This is a genomic window from Pontibacter sp. HSC-36F09 (assembly GCF_024171605.1).
GTDB lineage: Bacteria > Bacteroidota > Bacteroidia > Cytophagales > Hymenobacteraceae > Pontibacter.
On sequence record NZ_JALKAA010000002.1, the window covers coordinates 443,179 to 466,895 of the forward strand.

Annotated in this window: 21 protein-coding genes; 10 read left to right on the forward strand and 11 right to left on the reverse strand. The window is 52.1% G+C overall.

From position 1 onward, the window contains the following. Positions 1 to 12 precede the first annotated feature (12 nt). The 3 genes from L1278_RS07940 to L1278_RS07950 form a co-directional block, all read right to left on the reverse strand. The gene (locus tag L1278_RS07940; RefSeq protein WP_253402635.1) at positions 13 to 1,350 is read right to left on the reverse strand and encodes a TolC family protein; all 1,338 of its coding nucleotides are present in this window, start codon (positions 1,348 to 1,350) and stop codon (positions 13 to 15) included. A 53-nt stretch (positions 1,351 to 1,403) separates the two neighbouring features. Continuing rightward, entirely contained in the window at positions 1,404 to 4,520 is a 3,117-nt protein-coding gene (locus L1278_RS07945) for an efflux RND transporter permease subunit (protein WP_253402637.1), read from the reverse strand. Between the two features lie 78 nt (positions 4,521 to 4,598). Continuing rightward, positions 4,599 to 5,687 carry an efflux RND transporter periplasmic adaptor subunit gene (locus L1278_RS07950; RefSeq protein WP_253402639.1) on the reverse strand — a complete coding sequence of 363 codons (1,089 nt, stop codon included), beginning with the start codon at positions 5,685 to 5,687 and terminating at the stop codon, positions 4,599 to 4,601. 214 nt (positions 5,688 to 5,901) lie between these two features. On the opposite strand from L1278_RS07950, the gene L1278_RS07955 reads away from it, so the two are divergent. Further along, complete coding sequence (locus tag L1278_RS07955) at positions 5,902 to 6,237, forward strand: MGMT family protein (RefSeq protein ID WP_253402641.1); 336 nt, start codon at positions 5,902 to 5,904, stop codon at positions 6,235 to 6,237. 44 nt (positions 6,238 to 6,281) lie between these two features. On the opposite strand, the gene L1278_RS07960 is transcribed toward L1278_RS07955, so the two are convergent. After that, entirely contained in the window at positions 6,282 to 6,803 is a 522-nt protein-coding gene (locus L1278_RS07960; RefSeq protein WP_253402643.1) for a hypothetical protein, read from the reverse strand. 480 nt (positions 6,804 to 7,283) lie between these two features. On the opposite strand from L1278_RS07960, the gene L1278_RS07965 reads away from it, so the two are divergent. The 3 genes from L1278_RS07965 to L1278_RS07975 all read left to right on the forward strand — a co-directional run bounded on the left by L1278_RS07965 (position 7,284) and on the right by L1278_RS07975 (position 10,685). After that, on the forward strand, positions 7,284 to 8,393 hold the full coding sequence (locus L1278_RS07965; RefSeq protein WP_253402645.1) for a sensor histidine kinase: 1,110 nt from the start codon (positions 7,284 to 7,286) through the stop codon (positions 8,391 to 8,393). 301 nt (positions 8,394 to 8,694) lie between these two features. Continuing rightward, a complete protein-coding gene (locus L1278_RS07970) occupies positions 8,695 to 9,432 on the forward strand; it encodes a LytTR family DNA-binding domain-containing protein (RefSeq protein WP_253402647.1) in 738 nt (245 codons plus the stop codon). Positions 9,433 to 9,650: 218 nt separating this feature from the next. Continuing rightward, positions 9,651 to 10,685 (forward strand): hypothetical protein, encoded by a 1,035-nt coding sequence (locus tag L1278_RS07975; RefSeq protein ID WP_253402649.1) that lies wholly within the window; start codon positions 9,651 to 9,653, stop codon positions 10,683 to 10,685. A 14-nt stretch (positions 10,686 to 10,699) separates the two neighbouring features. On the opposite strand, the gene L1278_RS07980 is transcribed toward L1278_RS07975, so the two are convergent. Then, positions 10,700 to 11,074, reverse strand: a complete 375-nt coding sequence (locus L1278_RS07980) for a cupin domain-containing protein (protein ID WP_253402651.1) — start codon at positions 11,072 to 11,074, stop codon at positions 10,700 to 10,702. A gap of 110 nt (positions 11,075 to 11,184) precedes the next feature. On the opposite strand from L1278_RS07980, the gene L1278_RS07985 reads away from it, so the two are divergent. After that, positions 11,185 to 11,568, forward strand: coding sequence for a hypothetical protein (locus tag L1278_RS07985; RefSeq protein WP_253402653.1), 384 nt, complete (start codon positions 11,185 to 11,187; stop codon positions 11,566 to 11,568). Between the two features lie 187 nt (positions 11,569 to 11,755). Further along, positions 11,756 to 12,292 (forward strand): ferritin, encoded by a 537-nt coding sequence (locus L1278_RS07990; protein WP_253402655.1) that lies wholly within the window; start codon positions 11,756 to 11,758, stop codon positions 12,290 to 12,292. A gap of 71 nt (positions 12,293 to 12,363) precedes the next feature. Here the strand turns inward: L1278_RS07990 and L1278_RS07995 are convergent, their stop codons facing one another. Beyond that, entirely contained in the window at positions 12,364 to 12,648 is a 285-nt protein-coding gene (locus tag L1278_RS07995; RefSeq protein WP_253402656.1) for a ferredoxin, read from the reverse strand. Between the two features lie 79 nt (positions 12,649 to 12,727). Next, a complete protein-coding gene (locus tag L1278_RS08000) occupies positions 12,728 to 13,144 on the reverse strand; it encodes an STAS/SEC14 domain-containing protein (protein WP_253402658.1) in 417 nt (138 codons plus the stop codon). Between the two features lie 672 nt (positions 13,145 to 13,816). Between L1278_RS08000 and L1278_RS08005 the strand changes: the two genes are divergently transcribed. Then, a complete protein-coding gene (locus tag L1278_RS08005) occupies positions 13,817 to 16,288 on the forward strand; it encodes a prolyl oligopeptidase family serine peptidase (protein ID WP_253402660.1) in 2,472 nt (823 codons plus the stop codon). Positions 16,289 to 16,371: 83 nt separating this feature from the next. On the opposite strand, the gene L1278_RS08010 is transcribed toward L1278_RS08005, so the two are convergent. Next, positions 16,372 to 17,139 carry a peptidylprolyl isomerase gene (locus tag L1278_RS08010; RefSeq protein ID WP_253402662.1) on the reverse strand — a complete coding sequence of 256 codons (768 nt, stop codon included), beginning with the start codon at positions 17,137 to 17,139 and terminating at the stop codon, positions 16,372 to 16,374. Between the two features lie 417 nt (positions 17,140 to 17,556). Here L1278_RS08010 and L1278_RS08015 point away from each other — a divergent pair, with 417 nt between their 5' ends. Beyond that, positions 17,557 to 18,777 carry a S8 family serine peptidase gene (locus tag L1278_RS08015; RefSeq protein ID WP_253402664.1) on the forward strand — a complete coding sequence of 407 codons (1,221 nt, stop codon included), beginning with the start codon at positions 17,557 to 17,559 and terminating at the stop codon, positions 18,775 to 18,777. A gap of 58 nt (positions 18,778 to 18,835) precedes the next feature. Here the strand turns inward: L1278_RS08015 and L1278_RS08020 are convergent, their stop codons facing one another. Further along, complete coding sequence (locus tag L1278_RS08020) at positions 18,836 to 19,339, reverse strand: GNAT family N-acetyltransferase (protein WP_253402666.1); 504 nt, start codon at positions 19,337 to 19,339, stop codon at positions 18,836 to 18,838. Between the two features lie 130 nt (positions 19,340 to 19,469). On the opposite strand from L1278_RS08020, the gene L1278_RS08025 reads away from it, so the two are divergent. After that, positions 19,470 to 20,468 (forward strand): zinc-binding dehydrogenase, encoded by a 999-nt coding sequence (locus L1278_RS08025; protein ID WP_253402668.1) that lies wholly within the window; start codon positions 19,470 to 19,472, stop codon positions 20,466 to 20,468. 180 nt (positions 20,469 to 20,648) lie between these two features. Here the strand turns inward: L1278_RS08025 and L1278_RS08030 are convergent, their stop codons facing one another. Continuing rightward, positions 20,649 to 22,853: a S9 family peptidase gene (locus L1278_RS08030; protein ID WP_253402671.1), complete on the reverse strand. Its 2,205-nt coding sequence runs from the start codon at positions 22,851 to 22,853 to the stop codon at positions 20,649 to 20,651. Positions 22,854 to 22,983: 130 nt separating this feature from the next. Between L1278_RS08030 and L1278_RS08035 the strand changes: the two genes are divergently transcribed. Further along, a complete protein-coding gene (locus L1278_RS08035) occupies positions 22,984 to 23,235 on the forward strand; it encodes an acyl-CoA-binding protein (RefSeq protein WP_188502413.1) in 252 nt (83 codons plus the stop codon). A gap of 53 nt (positions 23,236 to 23,288) precedes the next feature. Here L1278_RS08035 and L1278_RS08040 read toward each other — a convergent pair whose 3' ends face one another. Next, complete coding sequence (locus L1278_RS08040; RefSeq protein ID WP_253402673.1) at positions 23,289 to 23,711, reverse strand: DUF2007 domain-containing protein; 423 nt, start codon at positions 23,709 to 23,711, stop codon at positions 23,289 to 23,291. Positions 23,712 to 23,717 lie beyond the last annotated feature (6 nt).

Consider the following 23,717-nt stretch of genomic DNA (forward strand, 5'->3'; position numbering starts at 1 on the left):
CGGGAGGTATGGTTATTCGGCTCCTTCCTGCAGCAGCGTGCTGCTGATGCGCTTCAGCTCCGTTTCGGCGGCTTTTGCCTGGAACTGGATGTCGATCAATCGGTTTTCGGCAACGAGCTGGTTACGCTGCGCCTCCCGCAGCTCAATGGCAGTCAAAAGGCCCAAGCGATAGCGTTCCAGGGCAATGGCGGCGTTTTCCTGGGCCAGCGTCAGGTTGGTTTCTTCCAGCTGCAACAGCTGCAGGCGGTTGGTGTACTGGCTGTAGGCCCGGGCCAGTGCGGCATCCAGCAAGTTCTGCTGGCGCTGATACTCCAGGTTGGCAGACTCCATGTTGATGCGGGCATTTTGAGCCAGGCGATTTGTGTTGAACCCCCTAAAAAGAGGCAGGCTTACACTTAGGCCATAGTTATACCCCCGGTTCTGGTTAAAGAGCGGCGAGAACTCATTCAGCGGTTCGTTCTCTGAGCGGTTAAAGTTATAGGCACCCACCACTCCGATCACAGGGAGACGGCTGGCACGAACGGACCTGATGTCCAGGCTGGCGATCTCCTGATTGAGTTTGAGGCGACCCAGAAGCGGGTTGTTGGCCAGCATGCCTGCATCCGCGTTTCCGTAGTTCAGGTTAGGGTCTACCACAATAGAGTCTACGGCGACAAAGTCGATGTTCGGGTCGCGACTGAGGAGTTGGTTCAGGTTGATCTTGGCGTTCTGAAGCGCCTCCTGTTGCACCAGCAGCTCTGAGCGGTCGGTGTTAAAGTCCACCTGCGCACGCAGAATCTCCACCTTGGCGCTCACACCCACTTCGTACTGTGCCTGGGCGATGTCTACCCGCGCCTGCGAGATGGCAATGGCGTCTTCAATGGCCTGCATCTTCTTGGACTGGCGCACTACCTCAAAGTAATTGTCGAAAATGTTGGCAAGCGTGTTCTGCACGGTTTCGCGGGTGAACAAGGCTCCGGATTTTTCCAGCGCCTTCAACCGATCGTAGTTAATGAACATGCCCATGCCGTCAAATATGGTCCAGTTCAGGTTGATGCTCCCGTTGAGGTTGTTGGAGCTGGCGCCGTTACGGGTGCGGTCCGGGCCTGTCTGAAACTGCTGGCGGGAGTTGTTCTCACTAAAGGTACGGCCCCCGCGTGCGTCCACATTCGGCAGAAAACCGGCATTGCCACGGGTGACGTTGTTCTCGGCAATAGCCTCCTGCCGACCGGCGATCTGGATGTCGTAATTGTTTTGAAGCCCTATGCGGATGGCATCCTGCAGCGAAAGCTGTTCCTGTGCGGCAAGTTTGTTGGGGAAGAGCAGCACTACTCCCAGGAGGAACAGTGCTGCAACTTTAAGTGGGGACATTATATTAGAATGCAAAGGTTTAAATCTTAGCGTCAGAGATTCGATTTCAGATATTATTTACTCAGAGCGTGCTCTCTTTCCTGCTTGCGCTCGTTCCTGCGTTCCTGCTCTGCCTCCCTGTCTTTATCTTCCATCAGGTCCAGGTTCGCCTCGGCCGTGGAGAAGTAAGAATAGATAGCCGGGATGATGTAGAGCGTGAGGCCGGTCGAGAAGATAAGCCCGCCCACTACCGCTATACCCATGGACACGCGGCTTTCAGAACCAGCACCCAGTGCAAGGGCAATCGGCAGGGTTCCCAGAATGGTGGCCAAACTTGTCATCAGGATGGGGCGGAAACGCGACACAGCGGAGTCGATGGCGGCGCTGTACTTGCTCAGGCCCTCCTGCTTGCGCTGGTTTGCAAATTCCACCAGCAGGATACCGTTCTTAGTTACCAGACCCACCAGCATGATCATACCGATCTGGCTGAAGATGTTCAGCGTCTGGCCAAAGTACCACAAGCTGAACAAGGCGCCTGCCAACGCCAGTGGAACGGTGAACATAATGATGATCGGGTCACGGAAGCTTTCGAACTGTGCTGCCAGTGCCAGGTAGATCAGACCAAGTGCGAGTAAGAAGGCAAACATCAAACTGCCGGAGCTTTCCTGGAAGTCCCTCGACTGGCCTGTCAGGGCTGTCTGGTACGTTTCGTCCAGCGTTTTGGCGGCTATCGCGTCCATGGCCGCTATACCGTCGCCAATGGTTTTGCCTTTGGCCAGCGAGGCGCTGAAAGTGGCGGCCGCGAAACGGTTGAAGCGGTAGATCTGCGGCATGGCGCTCTCTTCCTTCAACTCAATCAGGTTGTCCAATTGAATCAGTTCGCCGGCGTTGTTCTTCACGTAAAGGCTGCGCAAGTCCAGGGGCTCGCTGCGGTTGGCCCGCTCCACCTGTCCGATGATCTGGTACTGCTTGCCGCCTCGCACGAAATAGCCGAAGCGAGAACCGCTCAGGCCAAGCTGCAGCGTCTGCGCCACATCCCGGATGTCCACACCCAGTGAAAGCGCTTTCTCACGGTCAATCTCCACACGTAGCTCGGGTTTGTTGAATTTCACGTTCACGTCCACGAAACTGAAAGTAGGGTCCTGGCGGGCTGCCTCCAGAAACTGGGGAACCACCTCGCGCAGCTTCGCCACACTCTGCGACTGTACTACATACTGCACCGGCTGTCCGGAGCCACGGCCACCGCCCAGGCCTTTGTCACCTGAGGCAAAAGCACGCGCGCCCGGAATCTGGTTGATCAGGCCAGGCAGCTTGTCCACGATTTGCTGCTGGGTCAGTTCCCGTTCAGATGGGTCGATCAGGCGCAGGCGTATAAAGCCGCTGTTGGCGTTACGGGTCATACTCGTCATGCTGCCTATACCTGGCACCGAGTCGTTGACCAGTGCCGTCAGCTCGCGCATGTAGTTGTCCATGAACTCGAAGGAAGCACCCTCAGGGCCGGTGGCGTTGATGCGCAGGCCGCTGCGGTCCTCATCAGGCGTCAGCTCCGATGGCATGGTTTTCATGAGTCCCCAGATGATGCCGGCAGAAGCGAGTATCAGGATGAAAGCGACCCAGCGGAACTTCATGAAGCTCTCCAGGCTGCTGCGGTACCCATTGGTTAGGGAGTTAAAGAACGGCTCTGTTTTGCGGTAGAACCAGTTTGGCTTTTCCTGGTGGCGGAGCATGCGCGAGGACATCATCGGTGTCATGGTAAGCGACACGAAGGCCGAGATGATCACCGAACTAGCCACCACTATGCCGAACTCCTTAAAGAGGCGACCGGTGGTGTCTTCCAGGAAGGCTACGGGCATGAACACCGCAGCCAGCGCCACCGTGGTGGAGATAATAGCGAAGTATATTTCCTCGGAGCCCTTCTTGGCGGCCTTCTTAGGTTCCTGCCCGTCTTCTATACGGGCATAGATGTTCTCAAGTACCACAATGGCATCGTCCACCACCAGGCCGATCGCGAGCACGATACCCAGCAAGGTGAGCACGTTGATGGAGAAATCCATCAGGTACATGATGAAGAAGGTGCCGACGAGCGAGACAGGTATGGCCACGACCGGAATGAGCGTGGAGCGCCAGTCGCGCAGGAAGAGGAAGATAATAACGACTACCAGGCCGAAGGCGATGAAGAACGTTTCCTGCACCTCAAACAGGGAAGCCTTGATGTATTGGGAGTTGTCGAAGCCGATAACCAACTCGATGTCCTTGGGAATGTCTTTCTTGATGTGCTCGAGGCGTCGGTAGAACTCATCAGAGATCTCTACCTGGTTGGAGCCCGGCTGCGGAATGATCACCACGCCCAGCATCGGAATGCCGTTGAAGCGAAGCACCGTCTTCTCGTTCTCAGGTGCCAGTTCGGCGAACCCGATGTCACGGAAGCGGATCAGGCGGTCGGCGTCCTGGCGCACTACCAGGTTGTTGAACTCCTCCGGGGTGGAAATACGACCCATCGTTCGCACCGAAAGCTCGGTGCTGGCACCCTCTATACTTCCGGAAGGCAGCTCTACGTTTTGCCTGGTCAGCGCCTGCTGTACCTCAACCGGGGTTACGCTGAGGGCGGAGAGTTTGTCCGGGTCCATGCGCAGGCGCATGGAGTAGCGCTTGTCGCCCCAGATGTTGATGGCACTCACACCCGGAATGGTCTGCAGCTGCTCCTTAAATATGTTGGTGGCCAGGTCAGAAAGGTCGAGCAGGGAGCGCGTCTCGCTCTTGATGCCGAGCATCAGGATCGGGTTTGCATCGGCGTCGGCCTTGGCAATGGTGGGAGGGTCAGCATCATCCGGCAGCAGGCGCTGTGCCCGCGACACCCGGTCGCGCACGTCGTTGGCCGCGGCCTCCAGGTCGATGCCCAGGTTAAACTCTACCGTGATGTTGCTGCTGCCCTCGCTGCTGGAGGAGGTAAGCGTGCGTATCCCTGCTATACCGTTGATGGACTCCTCGAGCGGCTCGGTGATCTCCGACTCGATGGTCTCGGCGTTGGCCCCGGTATAGGAGGTAGACACGTTCACGATCGGAGGATCCACGCTCGGGTACTCGCGCACGCCAAGGAAGTTAACCCCGATGATGCCGAATACGATGATGGTGATACTCATCACGATGGCGAGTACCGGGCGCTTTATACTTATGTTTGATAAACTTGCCATACTTCTTAATTACTTATTCCTTCTCTTCAGGAGATTCATTTATACCTCCTTAGGCTCCATGCAGCACGTTGCGGCGTGCTACTCCTTCACTTCAGATGATGTCACTCTTCTGATTTTCAAATCAGAGCCGGGGCGTGCCTGCAGTATACCTGAGCTGATGATGGTATCGCCAGGTTGTACTCCTTCAATGATCTGGATCATGGTTTCGGAGCGTTGGCCGATCTTCACCATCTGTGGCTGGGCTTTTCCGCCTTTTGCCAGGAACACTTTATGTCCTGTTGCCTCCGGGATGATCGACTCAGTAGGTATAAGGATGGCTTCCTCCACATCCTTCAGGCCAAGCTCCACTTTCACAAAGGCGCCAGGCTTTATTTCCTGGTTCTTGTTCTCGTAGAGGGCGCGCAGTTGCAGGGTGCGGGTGGCGGGGTCGATGTTGGGCTGTATGGCGTAAATGGTGGCTTCATACCGCTCAGCACTGCCTTCGGAAGAGAAGGTGATCTTATCGCCTACTTTTACGGATTGGCTATAGCGGCCGGGTATGGAAAAGTCGATTTTAACAGGGCTGATGTCGACGATGCGGGCCACAGGCGTGGTTGGCGTTACGTAACTGCCTTCGCTCACCTGGCGCAGGCCGATCACGCCATCGAACGGCGCACGCACGTAGGCTTTGGACAAGGTGGCTTTCAGCGCCTGGATGTCTGCTGTGGCAGTGGCGAGCTGGTTGCTCACCTGGTCATACTCCTGGCGGCTGATGTATTCTTTCTCGAGGAGGGTGCGCTGGCGCTCTTCCATGTCCTGGTACAACTTCTGGTTCGACTGCAGCTTGGCCAGCTGAGCGCGCAGGTCTGCGTCGTTCACTGTCATCAGGAGCTGTCCTTTTTTCACCTGGCTGCCTTCCTTGAAGTTGATAGCCGTTACGCGGCCGGATATTTCGCTGCGCAGTTCCACGTCCTCGTTCGGCATAACGGAGCCGGTAGAAGTGATCCTGTTCTGGAAAGCGGTGGGAGAGACTACAAACACGTCTACGGCCACTTTCTGAGCCATAGGTCCGCCCGTAGGTCCGGCAGCTTTTGTTTCTTCGTTACCAGAAAACACTTTGCTGTAAAGTAGGTAACCCACAACGGCGGCAACTACCAGGAGAAGGATGGTTTTGACAGTTTTGTTCATTTAGATTTAAACTTCGATTCGAGGTGCGTGACCTCAAAGGTATAAAATTCTGGTTTGTATTAAATGTATAGACAACAGCAAAAAACGACTAAATTTACACGCTTATCATGGTAGTAAAAAGCATGGGCTAGCTGAACTCTACCAACAGGCGCTATTATAAGACAAACGGCAACTCCAGAGGTTTAAAAACGAATAAAAGAATTTGCGCAAAGGTATGAGCGACAACAAGAAAAACTTTTTTGAAGATGTGTATGAAGTAGTTAAGCTGATCCCCGAGGGGCGTGTGACTTCGTACGGCGCCATCGCCAGCTACCTGGGCTCGAAGGGTTCGGCCCGGATGGTCGGCTGGGCCTTGATCGCTTCGCAGCCATTTGCCGCTATACCTGCGCACCGGGTGGTTAACAGAATCGGTATGCTCACCGGCAAGCAGCACTTCGAAGCTTCCAACGCCATGCAGGAGCGGCTGGAGCAGGAGGGCGTTAAAGTCGAGAATGACCAGGTGGTGGAGTTTGAGAAGCTGTTCTGGGACCCGGCGAAGGAACTGCTGTAAAGTTTGAGAGTTTAGGAAGTGAGGCTAGCTTTCGTTTGGGTAAACTATTGTGTGATTTTCACATTTGAAGATGCGGCTGATAGCCTTTTCCATACCTGAATGGCCTTTTGCAGTCGGGGGCGGTTGTAGCGCTGCACCAGGATGGGGTATACGTTCAGGATCACATTCAGAAAAATCAACCACAGCGATTGCTCTAGTCCGTATTGGTATAACACGAAAAAGGTAAACCCAAGTACGATAAAGAAGATAACCAAATGCCCGAACTCAGATTGTCGGGTATTGTATTCCATCCGCTGTAGTGCCTCCAGATCTTTTTTGACAGGGCTTACCGCTTTATGAAGCCTTTCCCAGCCAACCCAAACCAGCAGCTTCCGGAAGATGTTGACACCAAACCATCGGTATACCTGCCCGCCATTTTCCCATACCTTCACATCAAAGTATTCAGCTGAGAGGGCTGGTTTAAAGGTTTGCATGATAGACGACACCGCCATCATCAGCATGAAATTAAAAACCCAGGCAAAAGAGAAGGAAGTGACGCCCAGCAGATAAGCTACGGCTAGAATCATGCCGACCGAAAATAGGGAGATGAGAAAAGTGCTAAGGTATTTAAACATGGGTACAGCGTGCAGCTATGTTTTCAGGTATAGTGATTTACTAATTTACAGCTATTGCCCTTTCCGGTCAAACCCCAAAAAGAAAAAGGCACCACCTTGCGGGCAGCGCCTTTAACCACTCTAACAAATCACTGTCGGCACGAGTCCGGGGACTACGCTGCTGACAACGGCCTTATCACAGCCTACAGAAAAAATGTCTATGCAGCACCATAGGGGCTCTGTCTTCCCCGATAGTGATACAAGTATAGGGAGTCTGAAACTGGCAATTTTAACTTTTAGACAAGCGACCGTTTTGCGTACCCTTACAGCAGGTATAGCACCCCGCAGGCTGTACGCGGCACGATGGCTGCACTTCGTGTGGCAGGTATAGCCGCTCGTCTAAAAGCACCTGTCGGCTAGGGACTTGATGCGCAGAAAACGTAACTTTGCAGGATGGAAGTAAAACTGAACGCGGCACGTGAGCTGGAGGTAAAGAGCTGGAGTCTGCCGGATGTGCGTAACATCACTCAGAACAGGCTGCTGCTGCACCTGCTCTTCTGGGCGGTATACGTGTGCTTTTTCGGTCTGCTCTACGGCAGCTACATCGACGATTACTACAACGCCTTCATGATCGAGCTCATTGAGCTGCCGTTCAAGATGCTGCTGGTATACTTTAACATGTACTTCCTGATGCCGCAATACCTGTTGCAGCAGCGCTACCTGGAGTTCGCCGTATACCTGCTCCTGATGATGGGGGCCATCGGCATCCTGATGCAATTTGTGCTCATGCCGCTGCTCATTCATCCGCTCATCTGCCCCACCACCTGTACCAACGACAACCTGACGCTCCACCGCTTTGTGCGCAATATCGTCAACCTTGGTTACCTGGTGTCGATGTCAGCGGCCATCTACCTGCTCAAAAACTGGTACCGCAACCAGCAGTCCACGCAGCAGCTGGCGCAGGATAAACTGGAGGCCGAACTTAAGTTTCTGAAAGGCCAGATTCACCCGCACTTCCTCTTCAACACGCTCAATAGCCTGTACTCGCTCACGCTCCGCAAATCCGATAACGCGCCGGAGGTGGTGCTCAAGCTGTCGGGTTTGATGGACTATATGCTCTATGATGCCGCTGCTGCCAAAGTCCCGCTAGAAAAGGAGTTGAGCTACATTCAGAACTACATCGCCCTGGAGCGCATCCGCTACGGCGATCGGGTGGACATTGCCTACACCGAGTCGGGAGGTATAGCCGGTAAGCAGATTGCACCCATGATGCTGCTGCCCTTTGTGGAAAATGCCTTTAAGCACGGCGTGAGCACCGAAACCAAAAACGCCTGGATAAGGGTAGACGTGAAAGTGCAGGGCCATACCTTGGTAGTGCTGGTTGAGAACTGCAAATGCCTCGAAAAAGCCAGCGACAGCAACCGCGATTTCGCCTCAGGCATCGGCCTGAAAAACGTGCGCCGCCGCCTGGAGCTGCTCTACGAAAACAGGTATAACCTGGAGGTTGAGGACGAGCCTGAGAGCTATGCCGTGCGCCTGGAGTTGCACCTGGGTCAGGGATAAAAATTTTTAGAGATTTATTCCCTGAGCCCTCCGAGAAATAGGGCTGTTTCTTTAGGGGATTCTCCCCTTGAGGGGAGCGTAGAAGGGTGTTTACATCAGCGAGTAAATTGCAAATAGGTCATTAATTGGGTTTTCTGTACTGCCTTTACACCCCTATAATCCCCTCAAGAGGATAGTTGCTAGCAGAAATTATAAGCCTTGCTTCTTTTAAGCAACAGGAGTGGGTTAACGTATATCACGAACATCAGCTAAGATTAACGCACACCCATTACGTATACCTTGTGCCATACCTGAATAAAACATGAAACTACGCTGCCTGATAGTAGACGATGAGCCCCTGGCGCTGGACGTGCTGGAGACTTTTGTGGAACGCCTCGACAACCTGGAACTGGTCTGCCGCTGCAACAATGCTGTGGAGGCTTACAACTGCCTGCAGACTGAGCACATCGACCTGATGTTCCTCGACATACAGATGCCCAAGCTGACAGGTATAGATTTTCTCAAGTCTATACCTAATCCGCCCAGGGTCATCTTCACCACCGCCTACCGCGACTACGCCCTCGACAGCTACGAGCTCAACGCCGTAGACTACCTACTCAAGCCCATCGCCTTCGACCGCTTCCTGAAAGCTGTGGCCAAGGTGACACCAGCCGAACCCAGAGGTATAGCCACTTCGCCTCCAGCAACAAATCAATCCGAACCGGATTACAAGGATGCCTTCATCTATCTGAAAGCCGACAAAAAAATGGTGAAGGTGATGCTGGCCGATATTCTTTACATCGAGAGCCTGAAGGACTACATCCGCGTAAAGACCGATACGAAGGAGATCATCTCATACCAGAAAATCTCCTTCCTGGAAGAAAAGCTGCCCACCGACAAATTCCTGCGCATCCACCGCAGCTTCATCATCTCCCTCGACAAGGTGCAAGCCTTCTCCGCCACCGCCGTCGACGTAGGCAAAACCGAAATCCCGATCGGCCGCCTCTACAAGAATGACGTTCTGCAAGTGCTCGGGCAGAACAACCTGCTGGAAAGTTAAAGCGTTTAGGATTTTGAGAGTTTAAGAGGGAAGAAGTAAGGTGAAGTGAATTGCGTTTGCTCCATTCTGCTAATTATGCCAAAAGAGGCAGGTATAGCGAATGAGGTAAAACTTCTATACCTTAACTCGTAGCATAATATCTTTCTTTCCCGTAAAGGCTCGTCAGGAGACGCATTGTTGACTCCCAGACTCTTAAACTCTCTAACACCTAAACTCCCTTGAACTCCATCTCCAAAAAGAAGCTGTTTTACCCGATAGCGGCTTGCCTGCGCAGTTACCTGCACGAATACGACCGGGAGACAAAACTGCCCGTGCACTACGAAGATCTGGTCCACTATACCGATGCCTTCCCTTACTACGACAAAAAAGGGCACGACACACTCTGGGAGACCATCATGTTCGACCAGCAGGCGCAGGCGGAGCTCAACTCCGGACTGACCCAGATCTACGCCCTGCTCAAAACGGACGGCGATATGTCGGTGATGGAGCACCTGTACGTGTCCCGGGTCGATTACTGCACCTTTGGCAACTCTAACCCTTTCCGGGTGCAGATCATGAACCAGCTCAACGACAACTACGACTACTTCTATGTGAAGCGTGCCGATGCTTCCCGCATCTACGGGCTTGAGCTGGAGTACATTTTGTCGCCCAACCGCATCAACTACCTCGTGGATGGCGACACGCTCATTGAAGAGCATATTGCAGGTATACCGGGCGACCTTTTTATCAAAGAATACCTCAACCGGCCGGCCTCCAACAAGGTGCGCATTGCCAAAGAGTTTGTGAAATTTAACGAACGCTGCTTCGTGCGACTGCTCGGCGACATGCGCTCCTATAACTATGTGGTGGACATCACGCCTGACTTTGAGGATGAGCAGTACCGCGTGAGGCCCATCGACTTCGACCAGCAATCCTATGAAGGGCGCAAGAGCATGTACCTGCCGCAGTTTTTCAAAGACAATAACGTGATTGTGGAACTGGTGCTCAAGCTGCTGAAACCTGATGTGGTGCGGCAGTACCAGAACGAGGAGCGAACGCTTATTTTCAGGCGCCTGCGCACAGCCCGCTACCGCCTTCGCGACTTGATTGACTGTATGCGCAAAGACACCATCTCGACACCAGAAAAAATAGCGCAGCTGAAGCAGGAACTGGCCCAGCATCACAATTCAGACGAGTTTCTCAAATGCCGGGGCATGGGGGACCTGGTGCGCCTCAACCTCAAAACCGTGATGAAAAAAGCCAAAATCAAGTAGGGTTATACCTGCTGCTACAGTCGCTCCAGGTTGGTGCGGGTGCGCTCGCTGTCGGTCAAATTGCCGGTGTTCACAGTAGTGGCGGGCTCAAACAGCAGCACTTCGGCCTCTTCGTGCGCCACCGGCCGGTGCTCCACGCCACGGGGCACGATAAGGAACTCTCCCGGTTGTAAGGTGATCGTTTTGTCCCTGAATTCCATATCAAAGCTTCCCTTTACGACCAGAAAGAGCTCGTCCTCCTGCTCATGGTGGTGCCAGTCGAATGCGCCCTTGAACTTAGCGAGCTTCACCTGCTGCCCGTTCAGCTCCCCGGCAATACGCGGATTCCAGAAGTCAGGTATAAGAGAAAACTTCTCAGACAGCTTTACTTTTTCTATTTTCTGATTCATGCTATACCTATTTTATAGAGTGGTTATGAATATCATCTAAATTTATTTGGACTGATTCTAAATAGACCTTACCTTTGTGTTGTTCGATTTAAGAAACAAGCGCCACCACTATGATAGCAGCAATAGCGAAGCCCGGAGAGATAAAGACAGCAGCCCCTGAATTGGTCGAAATTTATGCAAACGAAGCTGGAGCCGTGTTCCAGTGCGACCGCAAGAACCGCCTGATGCTATACTTTGCCGGAACGCTGAACGTGCTCAAGGTAGATACTTTTCTGCGTTTAAAGAAAGCTGTTGCAAGCATTGACTTGGAGCAAATGGCCGCCGACCCGTCTCGTTCCTCTGATTACGAAATTGTATCGATCTGTGGCTGCGACCGCTGCTTTATCTTGTCGCTGACTGAACTGTATGGCCTGCGTGATCTCCTGGCGGGCGCAAAGTTTAGCCTGGAGTTGAACCGCCTGCTGCACGAGTGCCTGACACCGCTCGAAGCCTAGTTCCGCAACAGCAGCTATACCTGCCAGCACAACCTTAGAGTTGTGCTTTTTTTATTTAGACTTCTTCTATATTTCGTCCCATGTGTCCGTTTTCGGAACATTATACTTATCTTAATGGTAAGAATAAAAGACGCATGCTCTGCTTGGAGCATGCCCTGGATGTAGAACGAAAAACACCCCTATACCTATGAAGGATTTATTAAGGCTAAGAACTTCGCTTACCGAAGAGATAGAAAGAGTACTCAACGAACAGATCAAAATGGAAGCAGACGCTTCGGCTATGTACCTGGCCATGTCAGCCTGGTGCGACCGCAACGGCTTCGACTTCAGTGCAGGTTACTTCAAGAAGCAGTCGGACGAGGAGCGCGAGCACATGCTGCGTCTGTTTAAGTACGTGTCTGATATGGGCGGCCGTGCCGTTTCTCCGGATATTTCAGGTATTCAGATCGAATTCGAGTCTTTCAGAGGCGTGTTTGAGCAAGCGTTGCAGCAGGAAATCGCTGTAACACAATCATTCAACCGCATGGCTGACAAGTGCATGAAAACCAAAGACTTTGTGACGTTCACGTTCCTGCAGTGGTTCCTGAAAGAGCAGATCGAGGAAGAATATGTAGCCCGCCGTGCGCTTGAGTTGTTCGATGTGATAGGCGAGGAGGGAACAGGCCAGTACGAGATCGACAAGCGTGTGCCGAAAATCACATACGAGGATACTTACGAGGGATAATTAACCCTACTATAAAAGCAAAAGCCTTTGGATTCGCTCCAAAGGCTTTTTTTTATTAGTGGCCCCTATACCTATACCTGACCGTCTGTTTTCAGGATATGGTCATTGAAAGCTTGTTTGGCCTTTTCTTCGGTGGTATGTTGCAGCCACACATTGTCAGGCTGAAAACTCATGACAGGGGCAAAATCGCAGCGGTCAGTGCATTCGGTCTTCACCACTTCTACCTTTCCTTTCAGGCCCATGTCTTTGATCATGTTGCGGAGCATTTTGCCGATCTCCTTTCCGCCCTTCTTCTTGCACTTGCTGCCCGTGCACACATATATCACCTTATCAGGTACCTCAAATCCTTTGCTCATGTATTAGTTTGAATTGCTTCTCTTTTAAAGAGGAAAACTTGTGAATTAGTTCATGTACGTGCAGTCCTATACCTTCGGCTTAACTTTGCTGACAGGCCGTGAGCCAACTGCGGGCCTCGTCTATATCTTTAAAGATACGCATCTCGAAGCGACCCTGTACCCGATCCAGCATATCGGCTGAGGAAGCGGCTGCAAATGCATCTTCATTGGCAATGTGCGCATAATATCGCAATCCTGCTTCTGCGGCGGCAGGTATCCATACCTGCTCAATCCATTCCACTGATTCATCCCAACGCCCTACCAGGTTACGGTTATCGTTCAGTCCGCAGGAGGCTTTATGCTGCTTAATGGCTTGCAGTACGGCAAGGCTACCCTGCTTTACGTTTTCAGGAGACACATAGCCGATCCAATCGTTGTACACCCACTTGTTATGCTCATCATAATAAATGGTGAGGTAAGTTTTGCCTGTAGAAGATGTAAGCTCCTGTACTTTCATCCGGATAATTTTGTGCGCTGGTTTATTGAGGATCGGCAGTATTCGGTACTCCTTCCCGCTGACTTGTAGAAGTAAATGTAGTGAATTAGGTTTGTTAATGCCCTGTGCGATTATCATACGGCAATAGCCGCAGCCTTGATTTGTAAAAGGACTGTTAAGCGAAAGCTTACTGGATATTGGTGTTCACCAGTTTCAGCTGACCGGCTCGCTTTTGCCCATATGCCTTAGAGACTGGCCCTCCTGTAATAACTGTTGTCCCGGGTTCATTCATGCCTACAAATGAATTTCTGTCTTTCCCTGACAGACCAGCTTTTCCTGCCTGATGAAAGACCGAATGCTTGACTTGTTATAAAGTATAGGTGTCTACTTGCAGAATGTTGCCTGTGCCTACCACATAGGTGGTGCCTTTGGCAATTTCCGAGTTAGATATGGAAGAATGCTGCGCCAAGGAGGTAAAGGAACCAAGGAAACCCAGTAAGAATGTGAGTGAGCAAGGTGATTTTTTCAGAACAGTATTAAGTTAAGGATATAATTAGATATATTAAGCCTGCTATAAAAATTGCCAGCCCGGAGAAGACTGGCCTGATTTCTTTGAATGCTGATTTCTGGCTTAAACCTTCAACCTCACTAACTGTCTAATCCCACATCTAACCTACTAACCTTAAAAGAAACATGCACATCAAGACTCTGAGAACCCCGAAGCGCTTGGCCGCTTCGTTGCTGAGCCTGTTGCTACTGGCGGGCTCCCCGGCTCCTGTCGTTTTTGCGCAGAACGGCAACCAGGCCATCACCGGCTACCAGCGACCACCCGAGGCCATTGCCTCTATTATCGACGCGCCTTCTACACCAAATGTCAGCATTAATTCCAAAGGCGACTGGATGCTGCTGCTTGAGCGGGCAGGCTACCCCAGCATAGAGGAGCTTGCGCAACCTGAAAGCCGTCTGGCTGGACTCCGCATCAACCCCGCCACTAACGGGCAGAGCCGCGCCACTTTTATCAACAATATCAAGCTAAAGCAGGTGAATGGCGGCCAGGAGTTTGAGCTGGCAGGTATACCGCAAAATGCCCAGATCTCTTACGTAACCTGGTCGCCGGACGAAAAACAGATCGCTTTCACCATCACCAAAGCCAATGGCATCGAACTGTGGACAGCAGGTATAGCCGACCGACAGGCGCGCAAGCTAACTGACGCCGCCTTGAACGATGCGTATAGCGGCAGTCCATTCTCGTGGTTGCCGGATAGCAAGTCGCTGCTCGTGAAGTTTGTGGACGAGAAGCGTGGCGAAATGCCAAAGGCTAACCTGGTACCAACGGGCCCGAACATTCAGCAAAACATTGGTAAGGCAAATCCTTCGCGCACCTACCAGGATCTGCTCAAGAACAAGTACGACGAGCAGCTTTTCGACTACTACATGCAGACCCAGCTGAAGCTGGTGAGCCTGGACGGAAAACAGCAAAATGTAGGTCAGGCCGGCATTATCAAGAGTGCCGACGTATCGCCGGATGGGCAGTACCTGCTCGTGGAAACGATCCAGAAACCTTACTCATACCTGGTGCCGCACTATTACTTCCCTTACAATGTGGAGGTGTGGGGCCGTGATGGTAAAGTAGTGAAGCAATTGTCCCAACTGCCACTCGCCGAAGATATTCCGATTGGTTTTGATAACGTGGCCAAAGGTCCGCGTGGCTACAACTGGCGACCTGACAAAGCGGCTACGCTCTATTGGGCAGAAGCGCAGGATGGTGGTGATGCCAGCAAAGAAGTTGCTGAGCGCGACGTAGTGTTCATGCTGGATGCACCTTTCTCCGGAAAGCCTGCTAAACTGGCCGGTACCAAGTACCGCTATCGTGGTGTACAGTGGGGCAATAATGACTTGGCTCTTATAAACGAGCGCCTCTGGAAAACCCGCACTGAGCGCGTCGTTCGCGTGAATCCATCGAAGCCTGCGCAGGCCGGCACGGTGCTGATCGAGCGCTCTTACGAAGACGGTTACAGTGACCCGGGCAGTCCGGTATACACCAAAAACCAGTATGGCCGCAGTGTGTTGCTAACTGATAAGAAAGGTGACAACATTTACATGATCAGTGAAGGTGGCTCACCGGAAGGCAACCGTCCGTTCCTGAGTGAATTCAACCTGAAGTCGAAAAAAGCGAAGATCCTGTTCCGCTCTGAGGCCCCTTATTACGAGCGTCCGGTGGACATCATCGATCTGAACAGCAAGCGCATCATCACCCGTCGTGAGTCGGAGCAGGAGGTGCCGAACTACTTTGTGCGTGACCTGAACAAGAAGCGCATGACGCAGGTAACAAAATTCCCGCATCCATACCCGCAACTTCAAGGCGTGCAGAAAGAGATGCTGCAGTACGAGCGTAACGATGGTGTGAAATTAACGGCGGTACTATACCTGCCGAAAGACTACAAGAAAGGTAGCGGAACGCTTCCGATGCTGATGTGGGCTTATCCGCGTGAGTTCAAGAATGCCGCTGCTGCCGGACAAGTGAAGAGCTCGCCTTACGAGTTTACCCGCATCAGCTCTGGTTCGCCGCTGTTCTGGGTGACGCAAGGCTATGCCGTCCTCGACCGCACGGACTTCCCGATTGTAGGGGAGGGAGATGCGCAGCCAAATGACACCTACGTGGAGCAACTGGTAGCTAGTGCCAAAGCTGCTATCGACAAGACAGTAGGTATGGGCGTGGCCGATCCGAAGCGCATTGCCGTGGGCGGACATTCTTACGGTGCTTTCATGACCGGCAACTTGCTGGCACACTCTGATCTGTTTGCCGCAGGTATAGCCCGAAGCGGAGCTTACAACCGCACGCTCACACCGTTTGGTTTCCAGCAGGAGGAGCGCACGTACTGGCAGGCACCGGAGGTATACAACCGCATGTCTCCGTTCTCTGCAGCTCATAAAGTTAAAACGCCTATCCTACTTATTCATGGCGAGGCTGACAACAACTCCGGTACCTTCCCGGTGCAGAGCGAGCGCTTCTACAACGCCCTGAAAGGCCACGGTGCCACCACACGACTAGTGTTCCTGCCGCACGAGAGCCACGGCTACGCAGCCCGTGAGTCAATCCTGCACATGCTGTGGGAAATGGACACCTGGCTGAACACCTACGTGAAGAACCGTCAGGTGCAGTAAGGTATACCTATACCTTGCCTGTAAACAAAATGCCCCGGCCAAACAGGTCGGGGCATTTTGTTTTTATACGTTAAATAAGATATTTATTGATTGATCGTCTTGATCGTGTGCGGGACAATATCACGTGGCCAGTTTTGCCCGTCTACCGGCTCTTCGGCGATCTTATCGACTACTTCCATACCTTCTATCACTTCTCCAAACACTGTGTACTCCTGGTCCAGTGAGGGCTCTCCGCCGATCGTGGTGTAGAGCGCAATCTGCTGTGGGGTATACTTCATGTTGTGTTTGGCCTCTAATGCTCTTAGTTCCTGAACAGTTTTGATCTCTCCCTGCACAATGTAAAAGTTGTGGGATGAGGATTCCTTCTCCGGGTTGCGCTCGTCGCCGTAGCGGGCCATGGCCAGGGCTCCGCGCTTGTGAATGTATTTGGGGTTGAACTCCTGCGGAATTTTGTACGCCCCGTTTTTCATGGTACGGGTATCAGAGTCACCGCCCTGCACGGCAAATCCTTTGATGACCCGGTAAAACTCCCCCTGGTCATAAAAGCCCGCTTTTGTAAGGCGCACAAAGTTGGCGCGGTGCAGCGGTGTTTCAGGGTATAGCCGCAGCTTGATATCACCGTGGCGCGTGCTGATCAGGATCAGGCTGTCAGCGTGTTCTTTTTCGTAGGCAGTCAGTATGGCGACGGCACTCTCTGAAGTGAGCGGCTCCAGCTTGGCCTCCGTATCGGTCTCCAGATTCTCGGATTTAGTCTGTTCTTCTGTGTTGGGCTGGCAGCCTGTCAGGCTGATGAAGAAAGCGATCACCCAGAGGAGATGCCGGGGAGCGCGTGTTTTTTTCAAATAGTTCATAACGGTGAGTTTAGTGCATCTGTTAATATAGTGAACTGTAGGTATAGGTTGCAAATAAAATTGCACCGGCTAGTCATTAAAATAGGATTAAAATTTGACTTTTCAAGGATAGTGCTTCCTGAATGCAAACTTTGCATTACGAACAACGTATAAAGGCGGCTCCAAATATTCTGATCTTTGCATACACCCCAAAAAGTGCCCTGATTGCCGTGGGAGCGAGGATTTGCGCGCTAAATTCAGTGCAATTTAAATGTTGCAACAACGTGTGGCCTGCAGCTAGCGCCAGGTGCATTTCATAAAAAAGCTTCCAAAAAAATTATACTTTTATTTGGATATATAAATCTCATTCAATAGTTTGCCTTTCACTATCCTTATAATAAACCTTAAAACTTTAACTAACCTAACATTTTTACAAGTATGAAAAACACCTTACGCGTTAAGAACGTTCTGCGTTCTGTCCTATTTGGCGCAGCTCTCTCTACTGCTGCCGTTTCGTTTACCTCTTGCGACTCTGAGGCCCCTGAAGCAACTGAAGTAGCAGAGAATTTACAGACCTCCACCCAAAATGGAGCTGTTATTAAAGGCCAATACATTGTAGTATTTAAGAAAGATGCCAATCAGCGTCTGGATGGTACTGTTACTTATGCCGAGCGTGTAGGCGCAGTGCGTGAAATGGGCCAGGAATTACTCTCCTCTAAAGGTATTTCCAATGCAACAATTGAGCAGGCCTATGGTCAGGCATTAGTAGGTGTGGCAGTAAAACTGTCGGATGACCAGGTGGACGCGCTCCGTAGCGACAGCCGTGTAGATTATATCGAGCCAGACAGAATTGTGATGCTGGCGAAGCCAGGAACAGGTGGCGGCGGTTCTGCAGCCCAGACAGTGCCTTACGGCATTGCCCGTGTGGGTTATGGTGACGGTACCGGTAAAACTGCCTGGGTGATTGACTCAGGTATAGACCTTGACCACCCAGACCTGAAAGTGGATGTTAACCGCAGCAGAACGTTCTTTACCTCTGGTAGAGATGCTGGCTCAGCTGACGATGGCAACGGACACGGCACACACGTAGCAGGTACGATTGCCGCTCTTAATAACTCCATCGGTGTGATCGGTGTGGCACATGGCGCTACAGTAGTAGCCGTAAAAGTGCTGGACTCACGCGGTAGTGGTTCTTACTCTGGCGTAATCGCTGGTGTTGACTATGTGGCTTCGGCTGCTCAGTCTGGCGACGTGGCCAACATGAGCTTGGGTGGCCCAACTTCTCAGGCATTGGATGACGCAATTATTGCTGCTGCCAACAAGGGGGTTAAGTTCGCCCTGGCTGCCGGTAACGAGTCTACGCACGCTAACAACTCGTCTCCTGCACGTGTAAACCATGCTAACGTGTACACAGTTTCTGCCATGAACTCTTCTGACTCATGGGCCAGTTTCTCTAACTATGGCAACCCGCCGGTAGACGTTTGCGCACCTGGTGTGAGCATCAACTCTACCTGGAAAGGTGGTGGTTATAACACGATCAGCGGCACATCTATGGCGTCTCCGCACGTAGCAGGTCTCCTGCTGCACGGACCACTTAGAACAAGCGGCACTGTGAAGAACGATCCGGACGGAAACCCAGATCCAATTGCAGTGAAGTAATCCGAACCGATAGGGATAGTGATACAAAACGGGCAGCTGAAAGGCTGCCCGTTTTTTTTTATGCCAAAGCTTTGCGCATCACGTAGTCGTTCATCCAATAAGGGCCAATCGGGATGTCCTCTTCCAGCAGCACCCGGTAGCCTGAGCGCTCATAAAAAGCTTTTGCCTGGTTATACTTGTTTACATTCAGGTCCAGGTAACGGGCTCCTGCCTTCTTTACCCTTTCTTCCACCGCTGTCAGCAGCAAATTGCCCAGTCCCTCACCCTGGCGCGAAGGGAGCAGGTATATCTTGTTGAGTTTGTATACAGCGTCTGAGGAATCTTTCATGGAATAGGCAGCAAAACCGATCGGCTCCGCAGCGTCCAGCAATAAAACAAAGCGTTGACCTTCCTGCATTTGCTGTTCCAGAGCTTCGTAGGTATAGATCACCCCAAACATATACTCAATCTGTTCCCGCGAGAGAATGGCACGGTAGGTGGGCTCCCAAATAGCCTCGGCCAATTGGTGGATGGTCGGTATGTCAGTTGATGTGGCTTCCCGGATGCTGTACGTGGTATTCATGTGCGCTTATGTTGCTGTGCTGGCAACGAAGATAGTTGCTCCCCTATAAAAAGCCAATGCCTGCCCCGATAGGTTTTCAGCTTAGGGCAGAAGTTATACCTTTGTATACCTATACCTTCATCCAACTACTATGAGAGCCATCTACCTGGAAGCCATCAACAGCCCTTTTGTGCTGATCGAGAAAGAGAAACCTACTGCCGGAGCAGGAGAAGCCATTGTGCAGGTAAAAGCTGCCGCCCTGAACCACCGCGACGTCTGGATACAGTACGGCCGCTACTTCACCAGAGACTACCCGGCCATACTCGGGTCTGACGGTGCAGGTATAGTAACAGCAGTAGGTGAGGGGGTGGACGAGAGCTGGGTAGGGCAGGAAGTGGTGATCGACCCTTCCACCGACTGGGGCGATAATCCGCAGGCGCACAGTAAGGCATATAAGGTGCTGGGCATGCCCGAGGACGGCACATTTGCAGACTACGTGAAAGTAAAAGCCACTAACCTGCACCGCAAGCCCGCACACCTGAGTTTTGAAGAAGCGGCTGCCCTGCCGTTGGCCGGCGTTACGGCCTACCGCGCCATGTTCACGAAGTGCGGCTTGAAAGCCGGTGAGCGGGTGCTGATAACGGGTGCCGGTGGCGGCGTGGCCCTGTTTGCCGTGCAGTTTGCGGTAGCAGCTGGAGCGGAGGTATGGGTCACATCAGGGTCGGACAAGAAGATCGAAAAGGCCAAAGAACTGGGTGCAACAGGCGGCATTAATTACAGGAAAGAAAACTGGGGCAAAGAGTTGAAAGCTATGGTTGGTGGGTTTGATGTAGCCATAGATGGGGCAGCGGGCGAAGGTTTTGTGCAACTGGTGAAACTGGCTAACCCAGGCGGGCGCATTGGCATTTATGGCGGCACCACCGGTATGATCGGCCAAATTAACCCGGCTGAGATTTTCTGGAAGCAACTCGCCATACACGGCAGCACCATGGGCACCAACCAGGATTTCACCGAGATGATCGCCTTTGTAGCAGAGAAGAAAGTAAAGCCCGTGGTAGATATCGTGTTCCCGCTCGAGGAAACCGAACAAGCCATGCGCTACATGGAAGCCGGCAAGCAGTTTGGGAAAATAGTAGTGAAGATGAGCTAGATATCTGCTATAAACTGAATCGTTCATGTTATCTCGACGATGGGAGAGATCTGGAGTCTTTCGAAGTCCGAGCAAAATTTCAGATTTCTCCCAAGGGTCGAAATGACAAGGTATAAAAGAGGAAGCCCGCTGCAGATGGATTTGCAGCGGGCTTCCTCTTTTTAACTCCTAATGCTATACTTACTCCTTGATTCCAGCCAGTTTCAAAAAGAAAGCGTACTGCAAGGCTGTTTCGCGGTAGGGTTGGAAACGGCCGGAAGCACCGCCGTGTCCTGCTTCCATGTTGGTCTGGAAGAGTACCAGGTTATCGTCGGTCTTTAACTCGCGGAGCTTGGCTACCCACTTGGCGGGCTCAAAATATTGTACCTGCGAGTCGTGCAGACCGGTGGTTACGAGCATGTTCGGGTAGTCTTTGGCTTCCACGTTGTCGTAAGGGGAGTAGGAAAGCATGTAATCGTAGGCGTCTTTCTTGGCCGGGTTGCCCCACTCGTCAAACTCACCGGTGGTCAGTGGAATGCTGGTGTCGAGCATGGTGGTGACCACATCCACAAACGGTACGGCGGCGTGCATGCCTTCATACAGGTCTGGACGCATGTTGGCAACAGCGCCTATTAACAGGCCTCCGGCGCTACCGCCCTGCGCAAAAAGCTTATCCGGATTGGTATAACCTTGCTTGATCAGGTATTCCGACACATCAATGAAGTCGGTGAAGGTGTTTTTCTTCTTCATCAGTTTGCCATGCTCATACCACTGGCGCCCCATTTCCTGGCCACCACGAATGTGCGCAATAGCATACACAAAGCCACGATCAAGTAAGCTCAGACGAACGGAGCTAAACCCAGGGTTCATGCTGATACCATAAGAGCCGTAAGCGTACTGCAGGGTCGGGTTGTTGCCATCGAGCTTCAGGCCTTTGCGGTATACCAATGAGACTGGAATCTTAGTGCCATCTTTGGCGGTGGCGTAAATACGCTTGGATTCGTAGTTGTTCTTGTCGAAATCACCCACCACTTCCTGTTCTTTCAGCAGGGTTTTCTGCTTCGTTTCCATGTTGTAGTCAAACGTGGAGCTTGGGGTGGTAAGCGAACTGTACACATAGCGCAGCACTTTGCTGTCGAAATCAGGGTTGATGCTGATGCCGGCGGTATAAGCTTCTTCTCCGAAATCCACGTAATAGTCTGTTTTCGGGTCATTCCATTTCTTCACGCGCAGCTCCGTGAGGCCGTTCTTGCGCTCCTGCAGCACCAGGTAGTCTTTGAAGATCTCAGCCTCTTCCAGGTACGTGTCAGCACGGTGTGGAATTACTTCTTTCCAGTTCTGTTTGGTGGTTTTGCCCACCGGGGTTTTCATCAGCTTAAAGTTGGTCGCGCCGTCTTTGTTGGTGCGGATGTAGAAGCTGTCGCCGAAATGGTCGACGCTGTACTCAAGACCGCGCTCGCGTGGCTGAATAACTTTAGGAGTGGCTGTTGGCTTGGCAGCATCAACAAAACGGTATTCCTGCGAGAGTGTGCTGCTAGAGCCGATGATGATGTACTTGTCTGACTTGGTCTTATACACAAACGTGCTGAACGTCTCATCAGCTTCGTGGTATACCTCCTTGTCCTGCGATGTGGGAGTGCCCAGGGTATGGCGGAAAATCTTGAAAGAACGCAAAGACGGGTCCTTCATGGTATAGAAAATGGTCTTGTTGTCGTTCGCCCACACCGCACCACCTGTGGTGTTGGGTATACGGTCAGGCAGCATTTCGCCGGTCTGCAGATTTTTGAAGCGGAGGGTATACTGGCGGCGGCTTACGGTGTCCTCCCCGAAAGCTACCAAATGGTTATCCGGGCTCACGTTCATGCCAGCGGCAGCATAATAGCTCTTGCCCTCGGCGCGTTCGTTGGCGTTCACCATGATTTCTTCCTTGGCATCCAGGCTCCCCTTTTTGCGGGCATATATCGGATACTCTTTGCCGGCCTCAAAGCGCGTATAATAGAAGTAACCGTTCTTCTTATAGGGGACAGACTCGTCGGTTTGCTTGATACGGCCCACAATCTCGTTGAAGAGCTTTTCCTGAAGCGCTTCCGTATCGGCCATTACCTGCTTGGTGTATGCGTTTTCGGCGTTCAGGTAGGCGATCACTTCCGGGTTCTCGCGCTCGTTCATCCAGTAGTAATTGTCCACACGAGTATGGCCGTGCGCCGTGAGTTCTTTTGGTTTCTTGGCAGCGACAGGCGGTTGCGGCTGCGCGACATCAGCGTTTGCCGTGGTGTCGGCTGCCTGCTCAGTCGTGGCCGTCTCGGTTGTGGTGGGTTGTTGTGTGGTGCTGCAGGCTGTGCCCGCCAGCAAGCAAGCCGATAGCAGTAGGGCCGGAGCCGTTGTGCTGTTGTGTCCTTTTTTCATAGTGTGTATTTTTTATACAGAATATAAAAATAAGGAAAATATTGGAAACTCAATTATAAAATAAAGTTATGCATGCAGCGTATTTTTTTATACCTTGTCACCACTAAAAAAACGATTAATCTAGCACACTATGGCAACACAAGAAGAATTTGAGCAGGCAGTAGCTCAGTCGAAGGAGTTGACGGAACGACCATCGAATACGATTTTGCTGCAACTTTACAGCTTATTCAAACAGGCTACGGAAGGGGATGTGAACACAGAGCGTCCGGGTGGTTTCGATTTTAAAAACATCGCCAAATGGGATGCCTGGAAAAGCCTGGAAGGAACGAGCCAGGAAGATGCCCGCGCGCAGTATGTGCAACTGGTAAACAGCCTGAAGTAAGCCCGAAAGCTGAAAACAGCAGGTATAAAAAAAGCGCCCTGAGGGGCGCTTTTTTAGTTTTCTTTCCAGGTATAGCCGCAGTCATGGCAGCCGTAGCGCTTGCTGACGAAGGGCAAAGTTATACCGAGCACGCCTCCAAAGAACCCACGGGCAGAGATGTTTTTTGACTCGCAGATCGGGCAGGCTTCTGTATCCTCGTATACCTGCGTAGGAGGCGCTAATTCAATGCTATCATCGATGATGTACTCACTAGTGCCGCGCTCTATACGGCCCAGTAACTCGAGGGCCTCTTCCACATCACCTTCTGTCACCTGCAGTTTCACACCGCCCACTGCCAGCGAGTAAAGTGGCTGTGCCGCGATAATTTGCTCGTCGCCTAAAAAGCAGAGAATTCCCTCCGCCTCCAGACGTCCTTTCAGGATGTGGGCTTCGGTGGGCTGGCTGAAGGTGGCAACGGTGATCAGGCGCTCTGCCATAGGGAA